We start from the raw sequence: 22073 nt of genomic DNA, 5'->3' as shown, positions 1-22073 counted from the left end.
CTCACGCCGCCGCCGTCAGCTCCTCCCGCCGCTCGCGCGGCACGAAGCGGACGTGCGGGTGGCCGCGGTGCCAGCCGACGGACAGCCGCAGGTTGCCGACGCGGGCCAGGATCAGGCCGATCACCGCGGCGGCGAGAGCCGCGACGGCGCCGCCGACGGCGAAGCCGGCACGGGCGCCGTAGGTGTCCGTGATCCAGCCGACGATCGGGGCGCCGACCGGCGAACCGCCGAGGAAGACCATCATGTACAGGGCCATGACGCGGCCCCGCATCGCCGGGTCGGTGGCCATCTGGATGCTCGTGTTCGTGGTGACGTTCACCGTCATGCCGAACAGGCCCAGCGGGACCATGAGCAGGGCGAACATCCACAGCGTCGGTGTGACGGACGCCAGGATCTCCAGCGCGCCGAAGGCCGCCGCGGCCCCGATCAGCAGCCGCAGCCGGGCGGTGCCGCGCCGCGCGGCCAGCAGCGCGCCGGCCACCGAGCCGACCGCCATCAGCGTGTTGAACATGCTGTAGGCGCCCGCGCCCGCGTGGAACACGTCGTCGGCGAAGGCCGACAGGTAGACGGGGAAGTTGAAGGCGAAGGTGCCGACGAAGCCGACCAGGACGATCGGCCAGATCAGCTCCGGGCGCCGGGCGACGTAGCGCAGGCCCTCGCGGAGCTGGCCCTTGCCGCGCGGGGCGCGTTCGACGACGTGCAGCTCGCGGGCGCGCATCAGCAGCAGGCCGGTGAGCGGCGCGACGAAGGACAGGCCGTTGAGCAGGAACGCCCAGCCGGTGCCGACGCCGGTGATCAGCAGGCCCGCGACGGCGGGGCCGACCAGGCGGGCCGACTGGAAGTTGGCCGAGTTCAGGCTGACCGCGTTCTGCAGCTGGCGCGGGCCGACCAGTTCGGAGACGAAGGACTGGCGGGCCGGGTTGTCGACGACCGTGGCGAGGCCCACGGCGAAGGCGGCGACGTAGACGTGCCAGACCTGGACGCGGCCGGTCAGGGTCAGGGCGGCCAGGGCGAGCGCGGTCAGCGCCATCGCCGTCTGCGTGACCAGCAGCGTGGGGCGCTTGCGCAGGCGGTCGACGAGGACGCCGCCGTAGAGGCCGAACAGCAGCATCGGCAGGAACTGCAGGGCCGTGGTGATGCCGACGGCGGCCGAGGAGCCGGTGAGGGAGAGCACCAGCCAGTCCTGGGCGATGCGCTGCATCCAGGTGCCGATGTTGGAGACGACCTGGCCGAGGAAGAACAGGCGGTAGTTCCTGATCCTCAGCGAGGCGAACATCGAGGTCTTGCGGGGGGTGTCCGGGGCGGTCCCGGCGGGGGTGTCGGAGGTGGTCTTGTCGTCGTGGGTGTCCGGTGCGGGGGCGGAAGCTGCTCCGGGTCCCGTACTCAAAAGGTTCGCCTCCTTGCTCAGTGCTGCTTACAGATGTGCGAGCTTCTCCAGCACGGGGGCGGCGGCGCGGAGTTTCGCCCACTCGTCCTCGTCGAGTCCCTCCACCAGGGAGGCCAGGAACGCGTTCCGCTTGCGGCGGCTCTCCTCGAGCATCGCTTCGGCCTGTTCGGTCCGCGTCACCACCTTCTGGCGCCGGTCCTCGGGGTGCGGCTCCAGACGGACCAGCCCCTTGGCCTCCAGCAGCGCCACGATGCGGGTCATCGAGGGCGGCTGGACGTGTTCCTTGCGGGCGAGTTCGCCCGGTGTGGCCCTGCCGCACAGGGACAGGGTGCCGAGCACCGACATCTCGGTGGGGCTGAGCGACTCGTCGACCCGCTGGTGCTTGAGCCGACGGGACAGCCGCATCACGGCGGAGCGCAGGGAGTTCACGGCGGCAGCATCGTCGCCATGGCTAAGGTCCGGCATGTTCTTTAGCGTAACTCATTAGTCTAGCGAACGACCACTGGGAGGACGTGTTCCCCGGAGTGACGCTGCCCACTCCATGCTCGCCGCGACACTTTTTCACCCGTACGAGTGAAGTGCGGGGCGCGGCGCACCCGGCCGGCCGGACCACGCGGTCCGGCCGAACGGGAACGGGCGCCCGGACCGCGTGGTCCGGGCGCCCGTCCGGGGGTCGGCCGAGGGGCGGGGTCAGGTGAGCCCCAGCGCCGGCATCAGGTAGTAGAAGGCGAACACCGCCGACACCGCGTACATCGCCGCCGGCACCTCCCGGCCCCGCCCGGCCGCCAGGCGCAGCACCGTGAAGGTGATGAAGCCCATGCCGATGCCGTTGGTGATCGAGTACGTGAACGGCATCATCAGCATCGTCACGAAGGCCGGGATGGCGATGGTGTGGTCGGCCCAGTCGATCTCCCTGATCGCGCCGGCCAGGATCAGGAAGCCGACCGCGAGCAGCGCCGGGGTGGCCGCCTGGGACGGGACCATCGTGGCGACGGGCGTCAGGAAGAGGGCGACGGCGAACAGCGCGCCGGTCACCACGTTCGCGAGGCCGGTGCGGGCGCCCTCGCCGACGCCGGCCGTGGACTCCACGAAGCAGGTGGTGGCCGAGGAGGAGCTGGCGCCGCCCGCGGCGACCGCGAGGCCGTCGACGAGGAGCACCTTGTTGATGCCGGGCATCTGGCCCTGCGCGTCGGTCAGCTTCGCCTCGTCGCTGACGCCCATGATCGTGCCCATCGCGTCGAAGAAGCAGGACAGCAGGACAGTGAAGACGAACAGGACGCCGGTCAGCACGCCGACCTTCTCGAAGCCGCCGAACAGGCTGACCTGGCCGATCAGGCCGAAGTCGGGGGCGGCGAGGGGGTTGCCGGGCCACTTCGGGGTGGTCAGGCCCCAGGACGGCACCTTCGCGACGGCGTTGACGATCACCGCGAGGACGGTCATCACGACGATCGAGATCAGGATCGCGCCGGACACCTTGCGCACGATCAGCGCCAGCGTGAGCAGCGCGCCCAGGACGAAGATCAGCACCGGCCAGCCGTCGAGCCGGCCGCCGACGCCGAGCTGGAGCGGGACGGTGGTCTGGGCGGCGTCCGGCATCCGGGTGACGAAGCCGGAGTCGACCAGGCCGATCAGCATGATGAACAGGCCGATGCCGATGGAGATGGCCTTGCGCAGCCCGTGGGGGACGGCGTTCATCACGCGCTCGCGCAGACCGGTGGCGACCAGCAGCATCACCACGAAGCCGGCCAGGACCACCATGCCCATGGCGTCCGGCCAGGACATCCGCGGGGCGAGCTGGAGCGCGACGACCGAGTTCACGCCGAGGCCGGCGGCGAGCGCGATCGGCACGTTGCCGACGACGCCCATGAGCAGCGTGGTGAACGCCGCGGTCAGGGCCGTCGCGGTGACCAGCTGCCCGTTGTCGAGCTGGTTCCCGTACATGTCCTTCGCGCTGCCGAGGATGATCGGGTTCAGCACGATGATGTACGCCATCGCGAAGAAGGTGGCGAAACCGCCCCGTACCTCACGGGACAGCGTGCTGCCGCGCTCGGAGATCCGGAAGAAGCGGTCGAGGGCGCCGTGGCCGGACGGGCCGCCCGGCTGCTCCGGGGCGGGGACCTTGGCGGGGGCCGAGGAGGACATGCGGAACCTCATCACCAGTGGCTTCCCCCAGGAGCCGTTGGCGTTTCCTACGAACAGAAGCGGTCAGAGACAAACGGTTTCAGTATGAACATATAAAGCCGGATCCGCCATCTCCGCGCGTAGAACTGATCACCTCGTAAGCTGTGCGCATGGCCGGGTTTTTTTCGGGTTCCTTCAAGCACGAGGCGCCGGAGCCCCTGGAGGGCCCCGTGGTCGCCACCGTCACCGGCGGCACCGTCGTCTGGTTCGTCCTCTTCCTGGCACAGCTGCCGTTCTACGGCTGGTTCGACGACCACGGGCACACCTGGTGGCTGTGGACCTGCCTGGCGGGCGGCGGGCTCGGTCTCATCGGCATCTGGTACGTCCGCCGGCGCGACGCCGCGCTCAAGCGGGCCGCGGCGGCCGCCGCGGAGCCGGAGGGCACCGCCGGGACCCCCGCCGCCGAGTGACCGGCGGCCCCGGCCCGGCGGGGCCGCGGCGCCGCACCGCGCCCCGCCCCTCCTCCCCGGGCCGGGACTTGCGCCCGTTCCAGGGGTGAAGCCGCACATCCGCACGTACCGTCGAGGGCATGACGCACCTCGACGCGGACACCGGACTCGTCCCCGCGCACCCCGCCGTCTCCCCGACGCCGACGACCGGGCTGACCGCGGCGGAGGTCGCCGAACGGGTCGCGCGAGGGCAGGTCAACGACGTTCCGGCGCGCAGCAGCCGCTCCACCGTCGACATCGTCCGCGCCAACGTCTTCACCCGGTTCAACGCGATCATCGGCGTGCTGTGGCTGGTCATGCTGGTCGTCGCGCCGATCCAGGACAGTCTGTTCGGCTTCGTGATCCTCGCCAACACCGGCATCGGCATCCTCCAGGAGTGGCGGGCGAAGAAGACCCTCGACTCGCTGGCGCTGATCGGCGAGGTGCGGCCGACCGTGCGCCGGGACGGGGCGGCCGCCGAGATCGGCACGTCCGAGATCGTGCTGGACGACCTGCTGGAGATCGGGCCCGGGGACAAGATCGCCGTCGACGGGGTGTGCGTCGAGGCGGACGGGCTGGAGATCGACGAGTCGCTGCTCACCGGTGAGGCCGACCCCGTGGTGAAGCGGCCGGGGGACCCGGTCCTGTCCGGCAGTTTCGTGGTCGCGGGCGGCGGCGCGTTCCAGGCGACCAAGGTGGGGCGCGAGGCGTACGCCGCGCAGCTCGCCGAGGAGGCCTCCCGTTTCACCCTGGTCCACTCCGAGCTGCGCTCCGGCATCTCCACGATCCTCAAGTACGTGACGTGGATGATGGTCCCGACCGCGATCGGCCTGGTCGTCAGCCAGCTGGTCGTGGAGGGCGACGACCTCAAGGACTCCGTCGCGCGCACCGTCGGCGGCATCGTGCCGATGGTCCCCGAGGGGCTGGTGCTGCTCACCTCGGTCGCCTTCGCCATCGGCGTCATCCGGCTCGGCCGGCAGCGGTGCCTCGTGCAGGAGCTGCCCGCCATCGAGGGCCTGGCCCGCGTGGACACCGTCTGCCTCGACAAGACGGGCACCCTCACCGAGGGCGGCATGGACGTCACCGGGCTGCGTGTCCTCGACGGCCACGACGAGACGTACGTGCGGCGGGTGCTCGGCGCGCTCGGCGAGTCCGATCCGCGGCCGAACGCCTCCCTGAGGGCCGTCATCGACGCCTACCCGGACGCCGAGGACTGGCGCTGCACCGAGTCCCTGCCCTTCTCCTCCGCCCGCGGGTACAGCGGCGCCGCCTTCGGCGAGGGCGACGGGGAGACCAGCACCTGGCTGCTCGGAGCGCCCGACGTGCTGCTGGACGAGGACGATCCCGCGCTGGCCGAGACCGAGCTGCTGAACCGGCAAGGGCTCAGGGTGCTGCTGCTCGCCCGCGCCGTCCGCGACCTCGACGACCCGGAGGTGGCCCGGGACGCCGCGCCGGCCGCCCTGGTCGTCCTGGAGCAGCGGCTGCGGCCGGACGCCGCCGACACCCTGCGCTACTTCGCCGAGCAGGGCGTGGCCGCCAAGGTCGTCTCCGGCGACAACGCGGTGTCCGTCGGCGCGGTCGCCGCCAAGCTGGGGCTCGGCGGCGACCCGGTCGACGCGCGGCGGCTGCCCGCCGACCGGGAGGGCATGGCGCGGGCGCTGGAGAGGGGCACGGTGTTCGGGCGGGTCACCCCGCAGCGGAAGCGGGACATGGTGGGCGCCCTGCAGGCGCGCGGGCACACGGTCGCGATGACCGGCGACGGCGTCAACGACGTGCTCGCCCTGAAGGACGCCGACATCGGGGTGGCCATGGGCTCCGGAGCGGAGGCCACCCGGGCGGTGGCGCAGATCGTGCTGCTGGACAACAGCTTCGCCACGCTGCCCTCGGTGGTGGCGGAGGGCCGGCGGGTGATCGGCAACATCACGCGCGTGGCGACCCTGTTCCTGGTGAAGACGGTCTACTCGGTGCTGCTGGCGCTGCTGGTGGTGTGCTGGCAGGTGGAGTACCCCTTCCTGCCCCGCCATCTGACCCTGCTGTCCACCCTGACCATCGGCGTCCCGGCGTTCTTCCTCGCCCTCGCGCCCAACCGGGAACGCGCGCGGCCGCACTTCGTGCGGCGGGTGATGCGGTACGCGGTCCCGGGCGGGGCGGTGGCGGCCGCGGCGACCTTCGCGACGTACCTGCTGGCCCGGCACCACTACGTCGGGCCGGGGGCGCTGGACGCGGAGACGAGCGCCGCGACGCTGACGCTGTTCCTGGTGTCGATGTGGGTGCTGGTGATCGTCGCCCGCCCCTACACCTGGTGGCGGGCCGCGCTGGTGGCGGCGATGGGCGCGGGGTTCCTGCTGGTGCTGGTGGTGCCCTGGCTGCAGGAGTTCTTCGCGCTGCGGCTGGTGGGCACGGTGATGCCGTGGCTCGCGGTCGGTGTCGCGGCGGTGGCGGCGGCCGCCCTGGAGTTCCTGTGGAAGTGGGCCGGCCGCCGCTTTCCCGCCTAGCGGCGGGCGGAGCCGCTGTTACTGCACGTCGGCTACTGCACGTCGACGTAGTCGCCCGCGGCGTTGACCGCCGGGGTGGTCGTGGTGCCCGCGAAGGAGAAGCGGTAGTAGCCGTCGGCGGAGGCGGTGACGGTGGTCCGCAGCTCGCCCGTGGAGTTGCTCTTGATCGTCTTGATGGTGGTGTAGGTGCTGGAGCCCTTCTTGCGGAACTGCAGCTTCACCGACTGGTTCGTGTAGCCGTGGTACTTGTTGTCCTCCCAGTTGGCCCGGGAGAGCTTGCCGGTGACCGTGATGGTCTTGCCCTTCTTCACCGGCTCCGGCGAGGCGTTGACGGTCAGCTTGGAGTACCGCTGCACCTTGGTGGTGCCCAGGTCGCCCTGGTCGGCGTAGGCCTCGGTGCGGTAGTCGAGGGCCAGCGCGCCGCCCTTCCAGGTGCCGGCGTCGGAGTTGAACAGCTCGCCGTAGGCCGGGTAGACGTCGATGTCGCCCTTGCAGGTGGCGGTGGTCGCCGAGGTCGCGGTGCAGGTCGCCGGCTCGTCGCCGAACAGCATGTTGTCCGGGAGGTCGAAGTCGCCCTTGTAGATGTAGGGGCCGGTGGCGAAGTCCACGTCGTCGATGTCCACGTCCGCGCCGTGGGTCAGCTTGTAGGTGACCGTGGTGGCGACGTGGTTGGTGGTGCCGACCTTGATCGCCGAGGTGATCTTGAAGTTGGAGAAGGAGACGTTCATGTCGTCGACGGCGGCGGCGCTGAACGCGGCCTTGGCGGACCCGCCGTGAGCGTCCGCGAAGGCCGCGGCGGCGTCCTCACGGTACGAGGGGCCGTCGGCCTGCGCGGCCGGCACGGCGAGGGCGGACAGGGCCACGGCGCCGGTGACGGCGGCCACGGTGGCTCGAATGCGCATGTGTTCTCCAGGTAAGGAGAGGGGCCCCGCCGGTCCTCGCCCCCAACGGCTCGCGGTGTGGGCGGGGCCCAAGTGATCGTGGAGTCTCTTGACTCAGATGATCAGATGCGCGACAAGATCGAATGGTTGTACGGCCGGTGAAAGATGTTCGAAGACCGGTGGAAGACCTCCGGGGGTCAGTCGAACCACCGGTCCCGGGCCAGCTCCTCCGTCCGCGACGGGTCCTCCAGCAGGGCCGCGACCTCGAAGCGGCGCGGCCACTGGCCGGCCGCCCAGGCGAGCCCGGCGGCGACCCCCTCCAGGGTGGCGGCGTGCAGCACGCCGTCGGCGGTGAGCCGCCAGTCGATCTCCACGCCGTCGACGACGAGTTCCTCGTGCTCGACGTAGGTCGCCGGGGTCCGCGGCCCGAGCAGCACCCGCACCGGCTCCGGCACGTCGTGCTCGGTGCCCGCGGAGTCCACCTCACCGGTGACCGACTCGCTCAGCCGCCGCACCTGGAACAGCTCGGCCAGTTCGGCGGCGCGGGCCGGACGCACCGGCAGCAGCGGCACGCCCTCGGTGAACGGCAGCAGGTCGGGCGAGTCGACGACCACCGCCTCGGCCGCGTCCACCACCTCGACCCGGCCGTCCACGACCGCGCGCAGCTCCTCCGGCAGGGTCACCTGCTCGGGGTCCAGCTCGGCCAGCGCGCTGTACAGGCCGTGCAGTTGGGCGGGCGTGACCTCGCGCCCGGGGTCGGCGAGCCGGTCCAGCAGCTCGGCGGCGCCGCCCGGCTCGTCGAGCAGCGCGGCCACCGAGGTCCGCACGCCCAGCGCCCGCAGCACCTGCTCGTCGTCGAAGCCGGCCGCGTCGGCCTCGTCGTACAGCCCGCGCAGCAGCGGGTCCCCGCCCGCCGCCAGCAGTCCGGCCGGGCGGCGGCCGCCGAGCACCGGGTGCCCGCGCAGCCACCAGGCCGTGTAGGGCCGCACCACCTCGTGGGTGCCGTCCGGCAGCAGGATCCGCACGGGCTGGGTGAGCGCGTCCCGCAGCGGCGGCCGGGACAGCAGGGCGAGGGCCTCGGGCCACTTGTCGTCGTCGACGAGGTCCAGGTCGCGCACGGCGACGATCTCGGTGGCGACCGGGGGCACGGGCGTGTCGGGGAAGCGGTCGAGGACGTCCTCGCACCACACGTCCACGGCGTCCAGCAGCCCGGCGTCGTCGGGCTCGGCGAAGTCCCCGTCGCGGGGCTCCAGCTCGTCGGGGTCGAGGACGACGTCGGTGGCGCGGACGAGGGCGAAGTCCACCAGCACCCCGCAGGCGGCCAGCGGCTGCTCGCCCCACCGCTCGGCCAGCTCGGCGTCCACGGCGGCCAGCTCGCCCTCGCGCATGACGCGGGCGAAGGGGCCGCCGGGGAAGACGAGTTCGCCCGCGGGGGCGAGTTCGCCGTCCTCGTCGGGCAGGGCGAGGGCGCCGAGCCAGGGTTCCTCGCCGGGTTCGAGCCCGGCGTCGCGCACCAGCGCCAGCACGGTGTCGGCCAGTTCCTCGGCGTCGAGGGCGTCCTCCTCCCAGGACGGGCCGCCCTCCTCGTCGAGGGAGGCGGCGACCGCGGCCCGCACCTGCGGGGTGGTGAGCACGGCCCGGGGGGTCGCCGGGAGGGCGCCGAGCTTCTCCAGCAGCGGGTGCGCGGCGTCCGGGTGGGCGACCTTCAGGCCGAGCCGGGCGAGGACCTCCGGGTCCAGGGCCGCCTCCGCGGTGGGCAGCAGCACCTGCCGGGGTCCGATCACCGTGCGCCCGTCGGCCAGCGGCACCGGCAGCCCGGACAGCCGGTCCGGGTCGACCCCGGCCAGGCTGTCGTACAGCCGCCGCCACCAGCCGGGCTCCTTCTCCAGCCCGGCCAGCCGGTCGATCGCGTCGGTCAGCGGCACCCGGGCCACGCCCAGCGTGCGCAGCTCCGCGCGCCGCTCCAGCCCGGCGGGCAGCAGCGTCGGCAGCACCTCGGCGAGCACCCGCACGGTGTCCGCGCCGGCGCCCTCCACCACCTCGGCGTCGCGCGGCCGGAGCGACTCGGGCAGCTCGGAGTCGGGTCCGGCGGGGACGGCGGCGGGCGGCAGGAAGGAGGTCCGCGGCAGCCGCTGGAGGATCGCCTGCCGCAGCGCCCCGTCCAGTTCGCCCTTGCCGAGCGGGCCGGGCACGAGGCCGATGACGCCTTCGGTGACCGGCCGCCAGTCGGCGAGCAGCCCGGCGTAGGCGTCCGCGGCGCGCTGCACCAGGAAGTCGGTCAGCGGGCCGGGCGCGGCGTGCCGGCGGGTGGAGTCCAGCGGGAAGGACGCGATGAGCAGGGCGGGCACGCCGAGGGGTTCGTCGCTGGGCGTGGGCGCGTGCACGACGGGGCTGGTGCGGGGCCGGGCCGGGCCGCCGTCGGCGTCGACCGGGACGGCCCAGGTGACCGACCAGTGGGGCCGCAGCCGCTCCTCCACGGGCCGGTCGGCCAGCAGTTCGGGCGTGAGCGGCCCGTGCGCGGACGCGGTGCGCCACCGGGTCGTGCCGTCGCGGGAGTCCTCCACGACGGTGAGGCCGTCCTCGGTGCGGCGCCACAGCGTGCGCGGCGCGTCGTCGCCGGTCTCGACGACGACCTCCTCCAGGCCGGGCAGGGTGAGCAGCAGGGAGTCGTCGACGGCGTGCAGCAGCCGCTCGGCGAGGCCGGCGGCGGCCGTGTCGCGCAGCGGCAGGATGACGACCGTGTCGTACGGCTCGGGCGCGCTGCCCTCGGCGGCGAACGGCAGCCGCAGCAGCGGCACGTGCCCGTCGCGCCGGCGGATCTCGTCGCCCAGCCCGGGGCTGTGCCGGGCGGTCTCGGCGGCCAGGTCGCGGGCCTCGGCCAGCGACCAGCGCACCCCGCCGTGCCGGCCGACGACGGCGGGCTCGTCGGTGACGGCGAGGACGGCGGCGAAACCGACGCCGAAGCGGCCGACGGACGGCGTGTCCCGCTTGGCCGAGGCGCGCAGGGTGGACAGCGACTCCACCCCGGCCGCGTCCAGGGGGGCGCCGGTGTTGGCGGCGACGAGGACGCCGTCCCTGAGGGTGAGGCGCAGCCGGCCCGGCACACCGGCCCGGGCGGCGGCGTCGGCGGCGTTCTGGGCGAGCTCGACGACGAGGCGGTCCCGGTAGCCGCCGAGGACGAGGTCCTCCTCGGCGTTGGCGTCCTCGCGGAAACGGGCGGGGCTGGTGGCCCAGGCGTCCAGGACACCGCGCCGCAGACGTGCCGTACCGAACGGGTCGGTCCCCTCGGCGGCGGACCGCACGAACTTGCTCACGTTGACTCTCCTCATCGGCTGACGACGAAGGTACCGCGAGCGCGAGGCTCCGCGTTCCCGCGCCGTCACCGCCCCACCGGCCCGGCCGCATCCCGCGCGGGACGGGCCGTGTGGCGGCCCGCACGGCCGGGTCGCAGGAACGACGTGCACGGCCGGACAGCGGGGACAACGTGTACGGGGTCGGCAGGTCAGGCGCCGGGCCCAGGGGTGATCAGGAGTCGAGGCGGGTCAGGCCGCGCGGTCCTCGAAGCGGAATTCGGGACTGGTGCGCGGATCGATGCGGGCTCCGGCTTCCAGAGCCGTGGCCAGTCGCTCGATCAACTCCAGTGTGGGGTCGACGCCGCTCTCCTCGATGGCCTCGATGTCCTCTTCGGACAACTCTGCGCGCCGGGCCAGCTCCGCGGTGCTCCAGCCAAGGGCGGAACGCCGGTCGTAGACGGCTTGGGCGAAGTCCATGCGGCGGCCCGCAGCACGGTATGCCGGATCCTCACGGTGCTCCGGCGGCACTTTCCAGCTCGTGTGGTATCCGCTGCTCATCAGGCCTCCTCTTCCCTACTGTAAGTGGCGTGCTCACCGGCTGGTGCATGCTCCGCCTCGCATAGTTTCCTCGCTCGCTGCGCTCTCAGGACTTCGTCCCGCTCCCGCATTCTGGTCTTGCGGAAGACCGTGAGGAGGACCGCTCGTCGCCCCGGGGCGAACCAGTAAGTGACGCGCACTGGCCCGATGCGCAATTCCCGCAGCCCGTCGCCGAGGTGGCTGGCAAGTGGGAACGGCAGCGCGGGGCCGTCGGCGGCGAGCCGTTCCGCGAAGCGTTCGGCAGCTCTGTAGTCCGGAAGCGGGAGGCTCTCCAGCCAAGATCTGACCTCCGGCTCGATTTCGATGATGTAGGGATCCGAGCTCGGCGGTTCCGACATGACCGTTCCGTTCGTGGGGCGGGTGCGTGGACGAGACGTACGGTGTCCACACAATCGGGCAGTCGGCTGCCCTCAAGGCGGATCCCCCCGGGTTCACACGATCAGGTACGGGTCCACGCCGGGATGAACCGATTCTTCGGCGTCAGTCCCGTGGGACGCCCAGAAGGCCAGAGAACAAGGAGTACGAAGCCCAACACCCACCCGCCCACGCCGTCCACGACCTTTTTCCGGAGAAGTCCCCATGCATCACCCCTGCCGAGAGACCAGAAACGATCTTCCGGTCATCTTCATTTCCGGACCGCTCGACCTCTGTCTTTCTCATGCCCCTGGACATTTCCGTTGCGCTGCTGGAGCAGCGGCGAGGTAGTGACCATCGGAAAGAGGGGATCAGACCGTCGCCGGCCGGCCTGTTCAAGGTCCTGGCGATCCACGACCCGGACGATCAGGACGAGATCACGACGGCCTTCCGGATCCTGTGCGAGCTGGTCGACGAGGACCGCAACCACATCTGGTCGTACTACGTCCGCCTCGATCGCCGTCATGCCGCACCTCTCCGTCGGAACCGTCCCTGATGCACCCGCGCTCTACCCGTACGGCCCGTCGGCACAGCCTCGACAGCACCGGACAACCTCCGGACGGTGACCGTACGTACGCGCTGAGTCACCCACCACGGTACGCAGGCACGGCCACGCTGAGTGACGTGAATCAGAAAACCGGCGAAGCCGCGATCCCCGTCCTCGACTTCAGCGTGCAGCTCTCCGCCACGCCGCGCGGCGCCCGCCTCGCCCGCCTGCTCGGAGCGGAACAACTGCGTTCCTGGGGGCTGCCGTTGGACCCCGCCCGCCAGATCATCGCGGAGCTGGCGGTCAACGCGGCCACGCACGGCCGCGTGCCGGGCCGCGACTTCCGGCTCGCGCTCCACGTCGTCGCCGGGGTCCTCCGCATCGAGGTCGCCGATACACGCGGCGAGGAACTGCCCCGCTCGCAGCGGCCCGCCCCCGACGCCGAGTCCGGACGCGGCCTGCTGCTGGTCGAGGCCCTCGCCGACCGCTGGGGCGTGACCGGGGACCGCTTCCCCCGCAAGACCGTCTGGGCCGAACTGCGCCTCACACCGCCGGAACCCGGTTCCCCGGGTTCCGGTGCCGCCGGCGCCTTTCCGGAGGAACGTGAGAGGGAAAAGGACCCCCGCCGAACCCCACCCCTCCCGCCCGGGACCGGCCCTCACTCGGGCGGGTGAACATCACCGGCTCGACTGGTTTTCCCGGCCCTCGGCTCCCCTACGCTCAGCGCACATCACCACAAAAGAGATCGGCCCCCGCCGGGACGGCAATCCCAGTGCGAGGGCCTGACCACCGAGGAAGAAGTAGCTTCCCGATGGGTGCCCAGAACCCTAGCGTGCCCCCGCCCACCCGGTCAGCCGTCGGCGGCATCCGACCCCACTCCCGGGTGAACCGGCGCCCTCCCGGGTGAACCGGCGCCCTCCCGTGCGATCCGCCACGCCGCCACCGGTCCGGCTCCCCTCCGGAACCGCGACGGCCGCGACCGCGCCTTCCGCGCTCCCGAACCCGGTCACCGCCACGACCGCCACCGTGCCGTACCCGTGCGGGCTGCCCGAACGGCAGTTCCCGCGCCCCGACGAAAGAAGCACATCCATCCGATGGTCGGCTCATCCCACGAGGCGATGCACCGCATCTTCCAGGACCACCCGGGCCTGTTCTCCCGGGTGTCCGAGGTGCTGGGCATCGACTTCGCCCCACCCACTTCGGTCACCGTCCTGCCCACCGACCTCACCGAGGCCCGCCCGCTGGAGCGCCGCGTCGACACCCTGCTCCGGCTGGAGACGGAGGACGACGAGCCGTTGATCCTGGCGGTCGAGGCCCAGAGCGGGAAGGACCCGGACAAGCCCGCGAGCTGGGCGTACTACGCCTCGTACCTGCTCACGAAGTACCGTCTGCAACCCATGCTGCTGGTGGTCTGCCAGGACCGCGCCACCGCGGAGTGGGCGGCGCGCCCGGTCCGCTTCGGCCCTCCCCAGTGGCCCCTGCTGGTCCTGCGCCCGCTCGTCGCGGGACCGCACAACATGCCGGTGATCACCGACCCGGCCGAAGTACGCAAGGACCCCGCGCTCGCCACGCTGTCCGCCATCACCCATGCCACACACCCGGACATCGGGCGCATACTCAAAGCAATGACCACCGTGCTGCGGGACATGCCGCACGCCATCGCCGACCCGATCGTCGAACTCATCGCACAAGGCATGGGCAAGCACCCAGCCGCGGAACTGTGGAGGAACCTGGTGGCCGTGGACCTCTCCTTCTACAAGTCGTACATCTCGCAGGAGATCCGGGCCGAGGGCCGGGCCGAGGGCGAGACGCGGCGCGCCGCCGAGGACGTTCTGGCCGTCCTCGACGCACGCGGCATCCACGTCCCCGAGGAAGCCCGCGCCCGCGTCACCGGCTGCGCCGACCCCGAGGCCCTGCGCCGCTGGCTCCGCCGCGCCGTCACCGCCACCACCGCCGACGAGATCTTCACGGACGAGTAGGCGGTGGCCGTGGACCTCTCCTTCTACAAGTCGTACATCTCGCAGGAGATCCGGGCCGAGGGCCGAGCCGAAGGCCGGGCCGAGGGCGAGACGCGGCGCGCCGCCGAGGACGTTCTGGCCGTCCTCGACGCACGCGGCATCCACGTCCCCGAGGAAGCCCGCGCCCGCATCACCGGCTGCGCCGACCCCGAGGCCCTGCGCCGCTGGCTCCGCCGCGCCGCCACCGCCACCACCGCCGACGAGATCTTCACGGACGAGTAGGCGGGCGGCCGGGCGGTGACCGGCCGCCCGGTCAGCCGGCTACGAGTGCCCCAGCTCCGCCGCCGACTCGTCCTCCGCCTCCGGGACCGACCCGGAGTCGGCGGCCGGCCGCAGCGGGAACGGGTCCACCCGCGTCTCGTCGACCACCGGCGGGGCCGGCTGCGGCGGCTTCGGCATGACCGCGGCCTCGGAGTGCCCGCCGCAGCCGTACGCCAGCGACACCACGCGGCCGTCGGCCGGGGAGAACTCGTTGGCGCAGACCCCGAACGCCTGCCCCAGGGAGCCGCCGATGGGCATGAGGAATCCGCAGCTGACGCAGGAGGCCGGCGCCGCCTGCGCCATCGGCGTCTTGGGTCCGAACGCCTCCTCCCAGCGGTCCGCGGCCGTGTGCAGCCCGTACCGGGACAGCACCCGGGCCCGCCGCAGGCCCAGTTCCTCCGCCACCGCGGCGATCGAGCCGCGCAGCGGGACGGCCGGGAGGTGGGCCGGCGTCCCGGCCGTGACCTCGGCGTCCTCCGCCTCCGCCAGCTCGGCCATCTCCCCGGAGACGGCGGAGTCCGACGGCGGCTCGTCCACACCGGTGTAGCCCGGCTCCAGCCGCAGGTCGTCGGCGTCGGTGGGCAGCAGGTCCCCGGGGCCGAGGTCGCCGGGGCGCAGCCGCTCGCTCCACGGCACCCACTCGGGCGCGAGCAGCGCGTCCGGGCCGGGCAGCAGCACCGCCTCGTCCACGGTGACGATCCTGGCGCGCGAGGCGCGGGCCACCGTCACGGCCCAGCGCCAGCCGCGGTACCCGAGCTCCTTGCACTCGAAGAAGTGCGTGACAACGCGATCGCCCTCGGAGACCAGGCCGATGTGCTCGCCCACCACACCGGGCGCGGCGGCCTCCTCGGCGGCGGCGCGGGCGAGGTCGACGGCCTCGGCGCACAGACGGTCGGGGGTGCGGCTTCGCGTTGTCGCTGCGCTCACAGGTATCGCTTCTCTCCATACGCCGTCTCACGAGTGCGCCACTGTCAGCGGGGACGGCGGACGGAGCGGACCGGGGGACCGCGTCGACGTCCGCGCCCGATCGCACCCGGGCGCACCTACGTCATCCATTCTGCGGGATGGCCGTACGGCGCGCGGCCGGGAACGTTCGCCACGGCGCCCTACGCACGCTACCTGCTCGCGTGCGCTCGGCATACACCGCCGGTGCCCCGCGGCGGGGTTCGCCGGATCCCGCCCGGGCCGGGACGGCCGGACCCACCGTCCCCCACCCCCGCCGGCCCGGCCCGGTCCACCGGCTCTCACCTGTGCCGGTCCGCCACGAGACGCACCGCCATACGCGCGGCGAGGGCACTACGCACGGCGTTACCGGGGCACTATGAACGTCGTGGCAGCCGCGAGGACGCCCCGAGGTGCCGCCGGGGCCGGCGGGACGAAAGAGGGCAAGGGGAGCAGCCGGAGGAGCGGAGCGGGCCGGGGCGGTCCCCTCCGCGCGATCGGCCGTGCCCTGCACCTGCCGCTGACCGGTCCCGCCCGCGGCATCCGCCGGGTCACCCACGCGCACGGCGCCGGCGAGTCCGGCCTCGGCAGGCTGATCGAGCTGCACGGCGTGAACGGCGCCGGCGACGTCATGATCACCGTGGCGCTCGCCTCCACCGTCTTCTTCTCCGTGCCCACCGACGAGGCCCGGGGCCGCGTCGCGCTCTACCTCGCCATCACCATGGCGCCGTTCACCCTGCTCGCCCCCGTGATCGGCCCGCTGCTCGACCGGGTCCCGCACGGCCGCCGGGTGGCGATGGCGAGCGCGATGATGGCCCGCGCGCTGCTCGCCCTGGTGCTGTCCGGCGCGGTCGTCACCGGCAGCATCGAGATGTACCCGGCGGCCCTGTGCGTGCTGGTCGCGTCGAAGGCGTACGGCGTGGTCCGCAGCGCGGTCGTGCCGCGGCTGCTGCCGTCGGGGTTCTCCCTGGTCAAGGCCAATTCGCGGGTCACGCTGGGCGGGTTGCTGGCGACCGGCGTCGCGGCGCCGATCGGCGCGGGGCTCCAGCAGATCGGGCCGCGCTGGCCGCTGTACGGAGCGTTCGTGATCTTCATGGCGGGGACGTTCCTGTCGTTCTCCCTGCCGCCGAAGGTCGACTCGGCCAAGGGCGAGGACACGGCGCTGCTCGCCGCGGACGAGCGGCACCTGCACGGGCCGCACCGCAAACCGGTCAAGCGTCCGGGCCTGCGCACGGTCGGTCCGGCCGTCACCCACGCCCTCGCCGCGAACGCCGCCGTCCGCTGCCTGTCCGGGCTCCTGATCTTCTTCCTGGCGTTCCTGCTGCGCGAGCACCCGCTGACGGGGCAGAGCGCCGCGGTGTCGCTGGGCGTCGCCGGTGTCGCCGCCGGCGCGGGCAACGCGCTGGGGACGGCGGTCGGGGCGTGGCTGCGGTCCCGGGCGCCGGAGATCATCGTCGTGACCGTGGTGGCGTGCGTGCTGGGCACGGCGCTCACGGCCGCCGTGTTCTTCGGCGCGGTGCTGGTGGCCTGCCTGGCCGCGGTCGCCGGGTTCGCGCAGGCGCTGGCCAAGCTGTCGCTGGACGCGCTGATCCAGCGGGACGTGCCGGAACTGGTGCGCACCTCGGCGTTCGCGCGGTCGGAGACGCTGCTGCAGATGTCGTGGGTACTGGGCGGGGCGATCGGCATCGCGCTGCCCCTGAACGGCGCCTTCGGCCTCGCGGTGGGCGCCGCGGTCGTCGCCGTGGGCTGGCTGACGACCGTGCGGGGCCTGCTGGACTCGGCACGGCGCGGGGGCGCGGGCCGGCCGCGGGCGGGGTGACGGCCCAGGCACGCCGTACCCCGCGTGGGAGGGCGGTGGGGCCTGCCCGATAGCCTTCGCCCATGACCACGTTGCAATCCGTTGTGCGACGCCGCCGCGCCGTCGCCGCCGCCGGCGCCGTATCCGCCGGACTGCTCGTCCTGTCGGCCTGCGACAAGCCGACCCCGATGGCCACGATCACCGTGGGCCAGTCCTCGGTGAGCTCCGAGGCCACCTGCGGCGGCGAGGGCGGGTCCCTGAAGTCCGCCGCCCTCACGAAGTGCCTGAAGGACAAGGACATCAAGACCCTCTCGGTCGACCCGGACGAGACCGTGCGCTTCGGCGTCGACCCGGAGATCGCCGACGAGCGGTGGACGATCCTGATGAACGGCCAGCCGCTGCTGCCCGAGGACCTCGGCAAGACGTACACCACGATCCCCGGCAGCGTGTTCTTCAGCCAGCAGTACGGGGCGCAGGGCAACTCCACCCTCGTCTCCGTCAAGGCAGGCGACGGCAAGAAGAACAGCAACACGGTCACCGGCCTGTGGTCCTTCAAGCTGGAGAAGAAGGACTCCTGACCACGTCCGCCGTACGCGTCCTCGTGGCCACCGCGGTCCCCGCCGAGCGGGACGCGGTGGCCCGGGCGTTCCCGGGGCCGGTGCGCGAGGTGCCCCTGCCCGGTGCGGCCGTCCACCGGGTCGCCGGCGGCCCCGACCTGCTCGCCGCCGGCGTCGGCCCCGCCCTGGCCGCCGCCTCCACGGCCGCCGCGCTCACCGCCGCCGCCCTCGGCGGCGCCCCCTACGGCCTCGTCGTCTGCGCCGGGATCGCCGGCGGCTTCCCGCCCGGCGCCCCCCTGGGCTCCCTCGTCGTCGCCGACGAGATCACCGCGGCCGACCTGGGCGCCGAGACCGCCGACGGGTTCCTGCCGGTCACCGACCTCGGCTTCGGAACCGTCACCCACCGCCCGCCCGAGGGCCTGGTGCGCCGGGTCGCCGCCGCGGCCGGGGCACGCCCCGGCACCGTCCTCACCGTCTCGACCGTGACCGGCACCGCCGGACGCGCCGCGGAGCTGCGCGCCCGCCACCCCGGCGCCCTCGCCGAGGCCATGGAGGGCTTCGGCGTCGCCGAGGCCGCCGCCGCGCACGGCGTGCCCGTGCTGGAGCTGCGCGCGGTGTCCAATCCCGTGGGCCCGCGCGACCGCGCCGCCTGGCGGATCGGCGCCGCGCTCACCGCCCTGACCGAGGCCTTCGGGAAGCTCGCGCCCGTACTGGAAGGTTGGAACCCGCATGACCAGTGAGCAGCTGAAGATCGCCTACTCCCCCTGCCCGAACGACACCTTCGTCTTCGACGCCCTGGCCCACGGCCGCGTCCCCGGCGCGCCCGCCCTGGACGTCACCTTCGCCGACATCGACCTCACCAACGGCATGGCCGAGCGCGGCGAGTACGACGTGCTGAAGGTGTCCTACGCGGTGCTGCCGTACGTCCTGGACGACTACGCCCTGCTGCCCTGCGGGGGCGCGCTGGGGCGGGGCTGCGGGCCGCTGGTGCTCACCCGGGAGCCGGGCGTCGACCTGACCGGCCGCACGGTCGCGGTGCCGAGCGAGAAGTCGACGGCGTACCTGCTGTTCCGGCTGTGGGCGGCGGACACGGTCCCCGGCCGGGTCGGGGAGATCGTCGTCATGCCGTTCCACGAGATCATGCCGGCCGTGCGGGACGGGAAGGTCGACGCGGGGCTCGTCATCCACGAGGCGCGGTTCACGTACCGGAACTACGGGCTGCACCAGCTCGCCGACATGGGCGAGCACTGGGAGCGCACCACCGGGCTGCCGATCCCGCTGGGCGCGATCATCGCGAAGCGGTCGCTGGGCGCGGACACGCTGCGGCTGCTCGCCGACTCCGTCCGCGCCTCCGTGCGGGCCGCCTGGGACGACCCCGAGGCGTCCCGCCCGTACGTCATGGAACACGCCCAGGAGATGGACCCGGCCGTCGCCGACCAGCACATCGGGCTGTACGTCAACGAGTTCACCGCCGATCTCGGCGCGGACGGCTACGCGGCGGTGCGGGGCCTGCTGGACCGTGCGGCGGCCGAGGGCCTGCTGCCGCCCCTCGGCCCGGACGCGCTGGCCTTCCCGTAGCCCCGGCTCGCGCGGCCTGTACGCCCCGTACAGGCCGCGGGGCTCACACGTCCAGCTGGTCGGCGACCGCGCGGAGCAGGCCGGCGATCTTCTTGCCGGAGGCCTTGTCGGGGTAGCGGCCCCGCTCCAGCATCGGGGTGATGTTCTCCAGGAGCGTCGTCAGGTCCTGGACGATGGAGGCCAGTTCGTCGGGCTTCCTGCGCTGCGCGGCGGCCACCGACGGGGTCGGGTCCAGCAGGGTCAGGGACAGCGCCTGGTCGCCCCGCTGCCCGGCCACCACCCCGAACTCCACGCGCTGGCCCGGCTTGAGTGTCTCGACTCCGGCGGGGAGGACCGAGGAATGGACGAAGACGTCACCGCCGTCGTCCCGGGAGAGAAAGCCGAAGCCCTTCTCGCTGTTGAACCACTTGACCTTGCCGGTAGGCACGTCTGTCCTCGTCCTCGTTACTCGTCGGAAAACTGCTTCTGAAACGGCTCTTGATAGCACTGGGGCGGGCCGCTCCGACCCGCCGGTACCAAGGCTAATGGGCTTCAGTCCCGTGACAAGACGTCACCCGGTTGTTCCTTCGCGCTGGGAACTACCCTGGTCCGGTGCGTGACAAAACCCAAACGAATTCCGCCGCGCCCGGTGACCGGCTGGTCCGCGCCGGTGCGCTCGTGTTCTTCATCGGCGCCGTGGCCACCCTGGTCACGGTCGCTCCGCTGTTTCTGGGAACGACGCCCTTTCCCACATACATGTTCGGATTGAGCATGTTCATGGCCGTCGGATTCCTGATGGCGGGCGCGGGGGTGCTCCGGTCGGTCGCGGCCGGGCGGCGCCGGGCGCGTCAGGCGTCGCGGGCGTCCGGCGCGGCGGGCGCGGCCGGCTCCGCCCGGTAGGCCGCGAGCCACCGCGGGAACTCCGTCAGGTCGGCGAGGACCGCGTCGGCCCCCGCCGCGCGCAGTTCCCCGGCGGCGTACGGGCCCGTGGCCACGGCGAGGGAGTACGCGTCGGCCGCGCGGGCGCCGCGTATGTCGCCGAGGTGGTCGCCGACGTACACGTGCGCCCCGTGCTCGCGCAGCGCCTGCGCCTTCTGCTCCGCCCACAGGTCGCCGATCACCGCGTCCGGCTCGATGCCGAGGTGGGCCAGGTGCAGCTTGGCGTTCGGCTCGTACTTGGCGGTGACGACGATCGCCCGGCCGCCGGACGCCCGTACGGCGGCGACGGCCTCGCGGGCCCCGGGCAGCGCCGGGGTGGCGGCGACGGCGATGGCCGGGTACATCGCGCGGTACAGGTCGGCGATCTCCGCGATGCGCTCCGCCGGGAACCAGTGCGCCAGCTCCTCCTCCAGCGGCGGCCCGAGCCGGGTGACCGCCAGATCGGCGTCGATGTGCACGCCGGTCCGCTCGGCGAGCGCCGTGTAGCAGGCGTGGATGCCGGGCCGGGAGTCGATCAGCGTCATGTCCAGGTCGAACCCGACGGTCGGCGCGGAGGAGGTGGTGAAGGCCATGGGGGACATTGTGCCGGGCCGGCCGCCGGTACCGGGGCGACGGGCCGGTGACGGCGGCCGGGCGGGTTCAGCGGCGGGGGCGGCGGGCCCGCCAGACGAGGTAGAGGGCCGAGGCCAGGGCCGCGCCGCGCAGGACCCAGGGCCAGGTGTCGGCGACCGCGTCGTTCATGTGGCCCTCGGGGACGGGATCGCCCCAGCGGCCGTCCGTGCGGCCCCAGAGCCAGACCAGGCCCGCCGCGGCGACCAGGCCGGGCAGGCCCAGCACTGCCCACTTCGCCTCGGCGGGCGTCAGCCGGCGGGAGAGGTGGACGATGAGCCAGCCCATGGCCAGCGGCAGGAGGTTGCCGAGCACCGCGCCGGCCACCAGCAGCACGGCGGCGACCAGCAGCAGGGGGTTGTTCCAGCCGCCCTCGGGCCACAGCCGGGGCAGCCGGCGGCGCGCGGCGGCCGGAGCGGCGGCCTTCCCGGCCGCGGCGGTCGCGGCGGCCGCGTCGCTCCCGGCCCGGCCGGTCCCCTCGTCCCCGTCGTCCCCGTCCGCGGCCGGCTCCCGGGCGGCCCGTTCCTTCGGCGGCGGAGGCTTCAGCAGCTCGGGGATCTCCACCCCGCCGACGAATCCCGGCACGCCGTCGCCGTCCCCGAGCGGGCCGCCGTCCACCCGCCACCAGTCCGCCCGCAGCCCGGCGTCCCCCAGTTCGTGCGCGCCCGCCAGGTGCGGCGGGGACGGCGCGTCCGCGGGCGCGGGACCGGGCGCGGCGGGACGCGGGCGCGGCACGACCCGCCGCAGGCCCCTGCGCCGCTGCCCCGCCCGCGGCTCCCCGTCCCGCTGTACGGGCACGGCGGCGGACGGTTCCGGCGGCGCGCCCCCGCCGCCGGCGCCGTCGCCGGCCGCGTCCACCACCTCGTCGGGGCTGCCGATCCGGGACAGGATGCGGCGGACGGCGGCGGGCGAGTCGACGGGGGACTTGGCCCGGCGCCGGTCGATCTCGTCGCGCAACTGGGACACCAGGCGCATGCGGGCGGCGGACGGCAACTGCCGCTGCTGCGCCACGTCGCCGACGCGGCTCAGATACTCGTAGACGACCTGGTCGCTCTCGATCCCCACGAAGTCCCCTCCGGGGCGGGTGCCTTGGATATCCCGTGGCACGACGGTAGCGCAGCGGGGCGGGCACCGGCGCGCGCCCCGCTGCACGTCACCCGGCCCGCGCGGCGGCGGGAACGGCTCCCGCCGCCCGGGCTTCCGCCCGCCGCGCACCGGTGCCGGGCCCC

General features: G+C 73.5%; 21 protein-coding genes and 1 pseudogene. 11 read left to right on the top strand and 11 right to left on the bottom strand.

Annotation, left to right across the window (positions count from 1 at the left end; translation table 11 throughout):
* Position 1: 1 nt before the first annotated feature.
* From ABD363_RS09930 to ABD363_RS09920, 3 genes are all read right to left on the bottom strand, one after another.
* Positions 2-1387, bottom strand: coding sequence for an MFS transporter (locus tag ABD363_RS09930; RefSeq protein WP_344601782.1), 1386 nt, complete (start codon positions 1385-1387; stop codon positions 2-4).
* 27 nt (positions 1388-1414) lie between these two features.
* Positions 1415-1852: a MarR family winged helix-turn-helix transcriptional regulator gene (locus ABD363_RS09925; protein ID WP_344601780.1), complete on the bottom strand. Its 438-nt coding sequence runs from the start codon at positions 1850-1852 to the stop codon at positions 1415-1417.
* A gap of 225 nt (positions 1853-2077) precedes the next feature.
* Positions 2078-3529 (bottom strand): NCS2 family permease, encoded by a 1452-nt coding sequence (locus tag ABD363_RS09920; RefSeq protein ID WP_344601778.1) that lies wholly within the window; start codon positions 3527-3529, stop codon positions 2078-2080.
* Between the two features lie 149 nt (positions 3530-3678).
* Here ABD363_RS09920 and ABD363_RS09915 point away from each other — a divergent pair, with 149 nt between their 5' ends.
* Both ABD363_RS09915 and ABD363_RS09910 read left to right on the top strand, forming a co-directional pair.
* Positions 3679-3978 (top strand): DUF2530 domain-containing protein, encoded by a 300-nt coding sequence (locus tag ABD363_RS09915; RefSeq protein ID WP_344601777.1) that lies wholly within the window; start codon positions 3679-3681, stop codon positions 3976-3978.
* 119 nt (positions 3979-4097) lie between these two features.
* Positions 4098-6491: an HAD-IC family P-type ATPase gene (locus ABD363_RS09910; RefSeq protein ID WP_344601775.1), complete on the top strand. Its 2394-nt coding sequence runs from the start codon at positions 4098-4100 to the stop codon at positions 6489-6491.
* A gap of 32 nt (positions 6492-6523) precedes the next feature.
* Here the strand turns inward: ABD363_RS09910 and ABD363_RS09905 are convergent, their stop codons facing one another.
* The 4 genes from ABD363_RS09905 to ABD363_RS09890 all read right to left on the bottom strand — a co-directional run bounded on the left by ABD363_RS09905 (position 6524) and on the right by ABD363_RS09890 (position 11600).
* Entirely contained in the window at positions 6524-7393 is an 870-nt protein-coding gene (locus tag ABD363_RS09905; protein WP_344601773.1) for a hypothetical protein, read from the bottom strand.
* Between the two features lie 176 nt (positions 7394-7569).
* The gene (locus ABD363_RS09900) at positions 7570-10686 is read right to left on the bottom strand and encodes a sacsin N-terminal ATP-binding-like domain-containing protein (protein ID WP_344601771.1); all 3117 of its coding nucleotides are present in this window, start codon (positions 10684-10686) and stop codon (positions 7570-7572) included.
* Between the two features lie 228 nt (positions 10687-10914).
* Positions 10915-11223 carry a helix-turn-helix domain-containing protein gene (locus ABD363_RS09895; RefSeq protein ID WP_344601769.1) on the bottom strand — a complete coding sequence of 103 codons (309 nt, stop codon included), beginning with the start codon at positions 11221-11223 and terminating at the stop codon, positions 10915-10917.
* Entirely contained in the window at positions 11223-11600 is a 378-nt protein-coding gene (locus ABD363_RS09890) for a type II toxin-antitoxin system RelE/ParE family toxin (RefSeq protein WP_344601767.1), read from the bottom strand. The genes ABD363_RS09895 and ABD363_RS09890 overlap by 1 nt, the downstream gene beginning before the upstream one ends.
* Positions 11601-11920: 320 nt before the next feature.
* Between ABD363_RS09890 and ABD363_RS09885 the strand changes: the two genes are divergently transcribed.
* The 4 genes and pseudogenes from ABD363_RS09885 to ABD363_RS09870 form a co-directional block, all read left to right on the top strand.
* On the top strand, positions 11921-12172 hold the full coding sequence (locus ABD363_RS09885; protein ID WP_344601766.1) for a hypothetical protein: 252 nt from the start codon (positions 11921-11923) through the stop codon (positions 12170-12172).
* Between the two features lie 128 nt (positions 12173-12300).
* Positions 12301-12837 (top strand): ATP-binding protein, encoded by a 537-nt coding sequence (locus tag ABD363_RS09880; protein WP_344601764.1) that lies wholly within the window; start codon positions 12301-12303, stop codon positions 12835-12837.
* A gap of 420 nt (positions 12838-13257) precedes the next feature.
* Entirely contained in the window at positions 13258-14142 is an 885-nt protein-coding gene (locus ABD363_RS09875) for a hypothetical protein (RefSeq protein WP_344601762.1), read from the top strand.
* A 3-nt stretch (positions 14143-14145) separates the two neighbouring features.
* Positions 14146-14403 (top strand): annotated as a pseudogene (locus tag ABD363_RS09870) (hypothetical protein); the annotation flags it as partial.
* 39 nt (positions 14404-14442) lie between these two features.
* Here the strand turns inward: ABD363_RS09870 and ABD363_RS09865 are convergent.
* Positions 14443-15369, bottom strand: coding sequence for a DUF3027 domain-containing protein (locus tag ABD363_RS09865; protein WP_344601760.1), 927 nt, complete (start codon positions 15367-15369; stop codon positions 14443-14445).
* Between the two features lie 403 nt (positions 15370-15772).
* Between ABD363_RS09865 and ABD363_RS09860 the strand changes: the two genes are divergently transcribed.
* The 4 genes from ABD363_RS09860 to ABD363_RS09845 all read left to right on the top strand — a co-directional run bounded on the left by ABD363_RS09860 (position 15773) and on the right by ABD363_RS09845 (position 19317).
* On the top strand, positions 15773-17203 hold the full coding sequence (locus ABD363_RS09860) for an MFS transporter (RefSeq protein WP_344601758.1): 1431 nt from the start codon (positions 15773-15775) through the stop codon (positions 17201-17203).
* A 62-nt stretch (positions 17204-17265) separates the two neighbouring features.
* Positions 17266-17760, top strand: a complete 495-nt coding sequence (locus ABD363_RS09855) for a DUF2771 domain-containing protein (RefSeq protein WP_344601756.1) — start codon at positions 17266-17268, stop codon at positions 17758-17760.
* A complete protein-coding gene (locus ABD363_RS09850) occupies positions 17727-18479 on the top strand; it encodes a futalosine hydrolase (protein WP_344601754.1) in 753 nt (250 codons plus the stop codon). The genes ABD363_RS09855 and ABD363_RS09850 overlap by 34 nt, the downstream gene beginning before the upstream one ends.
* Positions 18469-19317 (top strand): 1,4-dihydroxy-6-naphtoate synthase, encoded by an 849-nt coding sequence (locus ABD363_RS09845; RefSeq protein WP_344601752.1) that lies wholly within the window; start codon positions 18469-18471, stop codon positions 19315-19317. The genes ABD363_RS09850 and ABD363_RS09845 overlap by 11 nt, the downstream gene beginning before the upstream one ends.
* Positions 19318-19360: 43 nt before the next feature.
* Here the strand turns inward: ABD363_RS09845 and ABD363_RS09840 are convergent, their stop codons facing one another.
* Complete coding sequence (locus ABD363_RS09840; protein WP_344601750.1) at positions 19361-19744, bottom strand: cold-shock protein; 384 nt, start codon at positions 19742-19744, stop codon at positions 19361-19363.
* 164 nt (positions 19745-19908) lie between these two features.
* Here ABD363_RS09840 and ABD363_RS09835 point away from each other — a divergent pair, with 164 nt between their 5' ends.
* Positions 19909-20196, top strand: coding sequence for a hypothetical protein (locus tag ABD363_RS09835; protein ID WP_344601748.1), 288 nt, complete (start codon positions 19909-19911; stop codon positions 20194-20196).
* Here ABD363_RS09835 and ABD363_RS09830 read toward each other — a convergent pair.
* A complete protein-coding gene (locus tag ABD363_RS09830) occupies positions 20145-20807 on the bottom strand; it encodes an HAD family hydrolase (protein ID WP_344601747.1) in 663 nt (220 codons plus the stop codon). The two genes, ABD363_RS09835 and ABD363_RS09830, sit on opposite strands and share 52 nt — an antisense overlap.
* Before the next feature lie 67 nt (positions 20808-20874).
* Positions 20875-21909, bottom strand: a complete 1035-nt coding sequence (locus tag ABD363_RS09825) for a hypothetical protein (RefSeq protein WP_344601745.1) — start codon at positions 21907-21909, stop codon at positions 20875-20877.
* Positions 21910-22073: the final 164 nt, after the last annotated feature.

Source organism: Streptomyces glaucus (assembly GCF_039533365.1).
Lineage (GTDB): Bacteria > Actinomycetota > Actinomycetes > Streptomycetales > Streptomycetaceae > Streptomyces > Streptomyces glaucus.
The sequence above is the reverse complement of the archived record's forward strand: the minus strand, read 5'-3'. Positions and strand labels throughout refer to the sequence as shown.

Excerpts from the sequence above, each read along its gene's own strand:
- ABD363_RS09925 (WP_344601780.1), bottom strand. The coding sequence starts at position 1,852 with ATGCCGGACCTTAGCCATGGCGACGATGCTGCCGCCGTGAACTCCCTG.
- ABD363_RS09920 (WP_344601778.1), bottom strand. The coding sequence starts at position 3,529 with ATGTCCTCCTCGGCCCCCGCCAAGGTCCCCGCCCCGGAGCAGCCGGGC.
- ABD363_RS09915 (WP_344601777.1), top strand. The coding sequence starts at position 3,679 with ATGGCCGGGTTTTTTTCGGGTTCCTTCAAGCACGAGGCGCCGGAGCCC.
- ABD363_RS09910 (WP_344601775.1), top strand. The coding sequence starts at position 4,098 with ATGACGCACCTCGACGCGGACACCGGACTCGTCCCCGCGCACCCCGCC.
- ABD363_RS09905 (WP_344601773.1), bottom strand. The coding sequence starts at position 7,393 with ATGCGCATTCGAGCCACCGTGGCCGCCGTCACCGGCGCCGTGGCCCTG.
- ABD363_RS09895 (WP_344601769.1), bottom strand. The coding sequence starts at position 11,223 with ATGAGCAGCGGATACCACACGAGCTGGAAAGTGCCGCCGGAGCACCGT.
- ABD363_RS09890 (WP_344601767.1), bottom strand. The coding sequence starts at position 11,600 with ATGTCGGAACCGCCGAGCTCGGATCCCTACATCATCGAAATCGAGCCG.
- ABD363_RS09885 (WP_344601766.1), top strand. The coding sequence starts at position 11,921 with ATGCCCCTGGACATTTCCGTTGCGCTGCTGGAGCAGCGGCGAGGTAGT.
- ABD363_RS09875 (WP_344601762.1), top strand. The coding sequence starts at position 13,258 with ATGGTCGGCTCATCCCACGAGGCGATGCACCGCATCTTCCAGGACCAC.
- ABD363_RS09855 (WP_344601756.1), top strand. The coding sequence starts at position 17,266 with ATGACCACGTTGCAATCCGTTGTGCGACGCCGCCGCGCCGTCGCCGCC.
- ABD363_RS09845 (WP_344601752.1), top strand. The coding sequence starts at position 18,469 with ATGACCAGTGAGCAGCTGAAGATCGCCTACTCCCCCTGCCCGAACGAC.
- ABD363_RS09830 (WP_344601747.1), bottom strand. The coding sequence starts at position 20,807 with ATGGCCTTCACCACCTCCTCCGCGCCGACCGTCGGGTTCGACCTGGAC.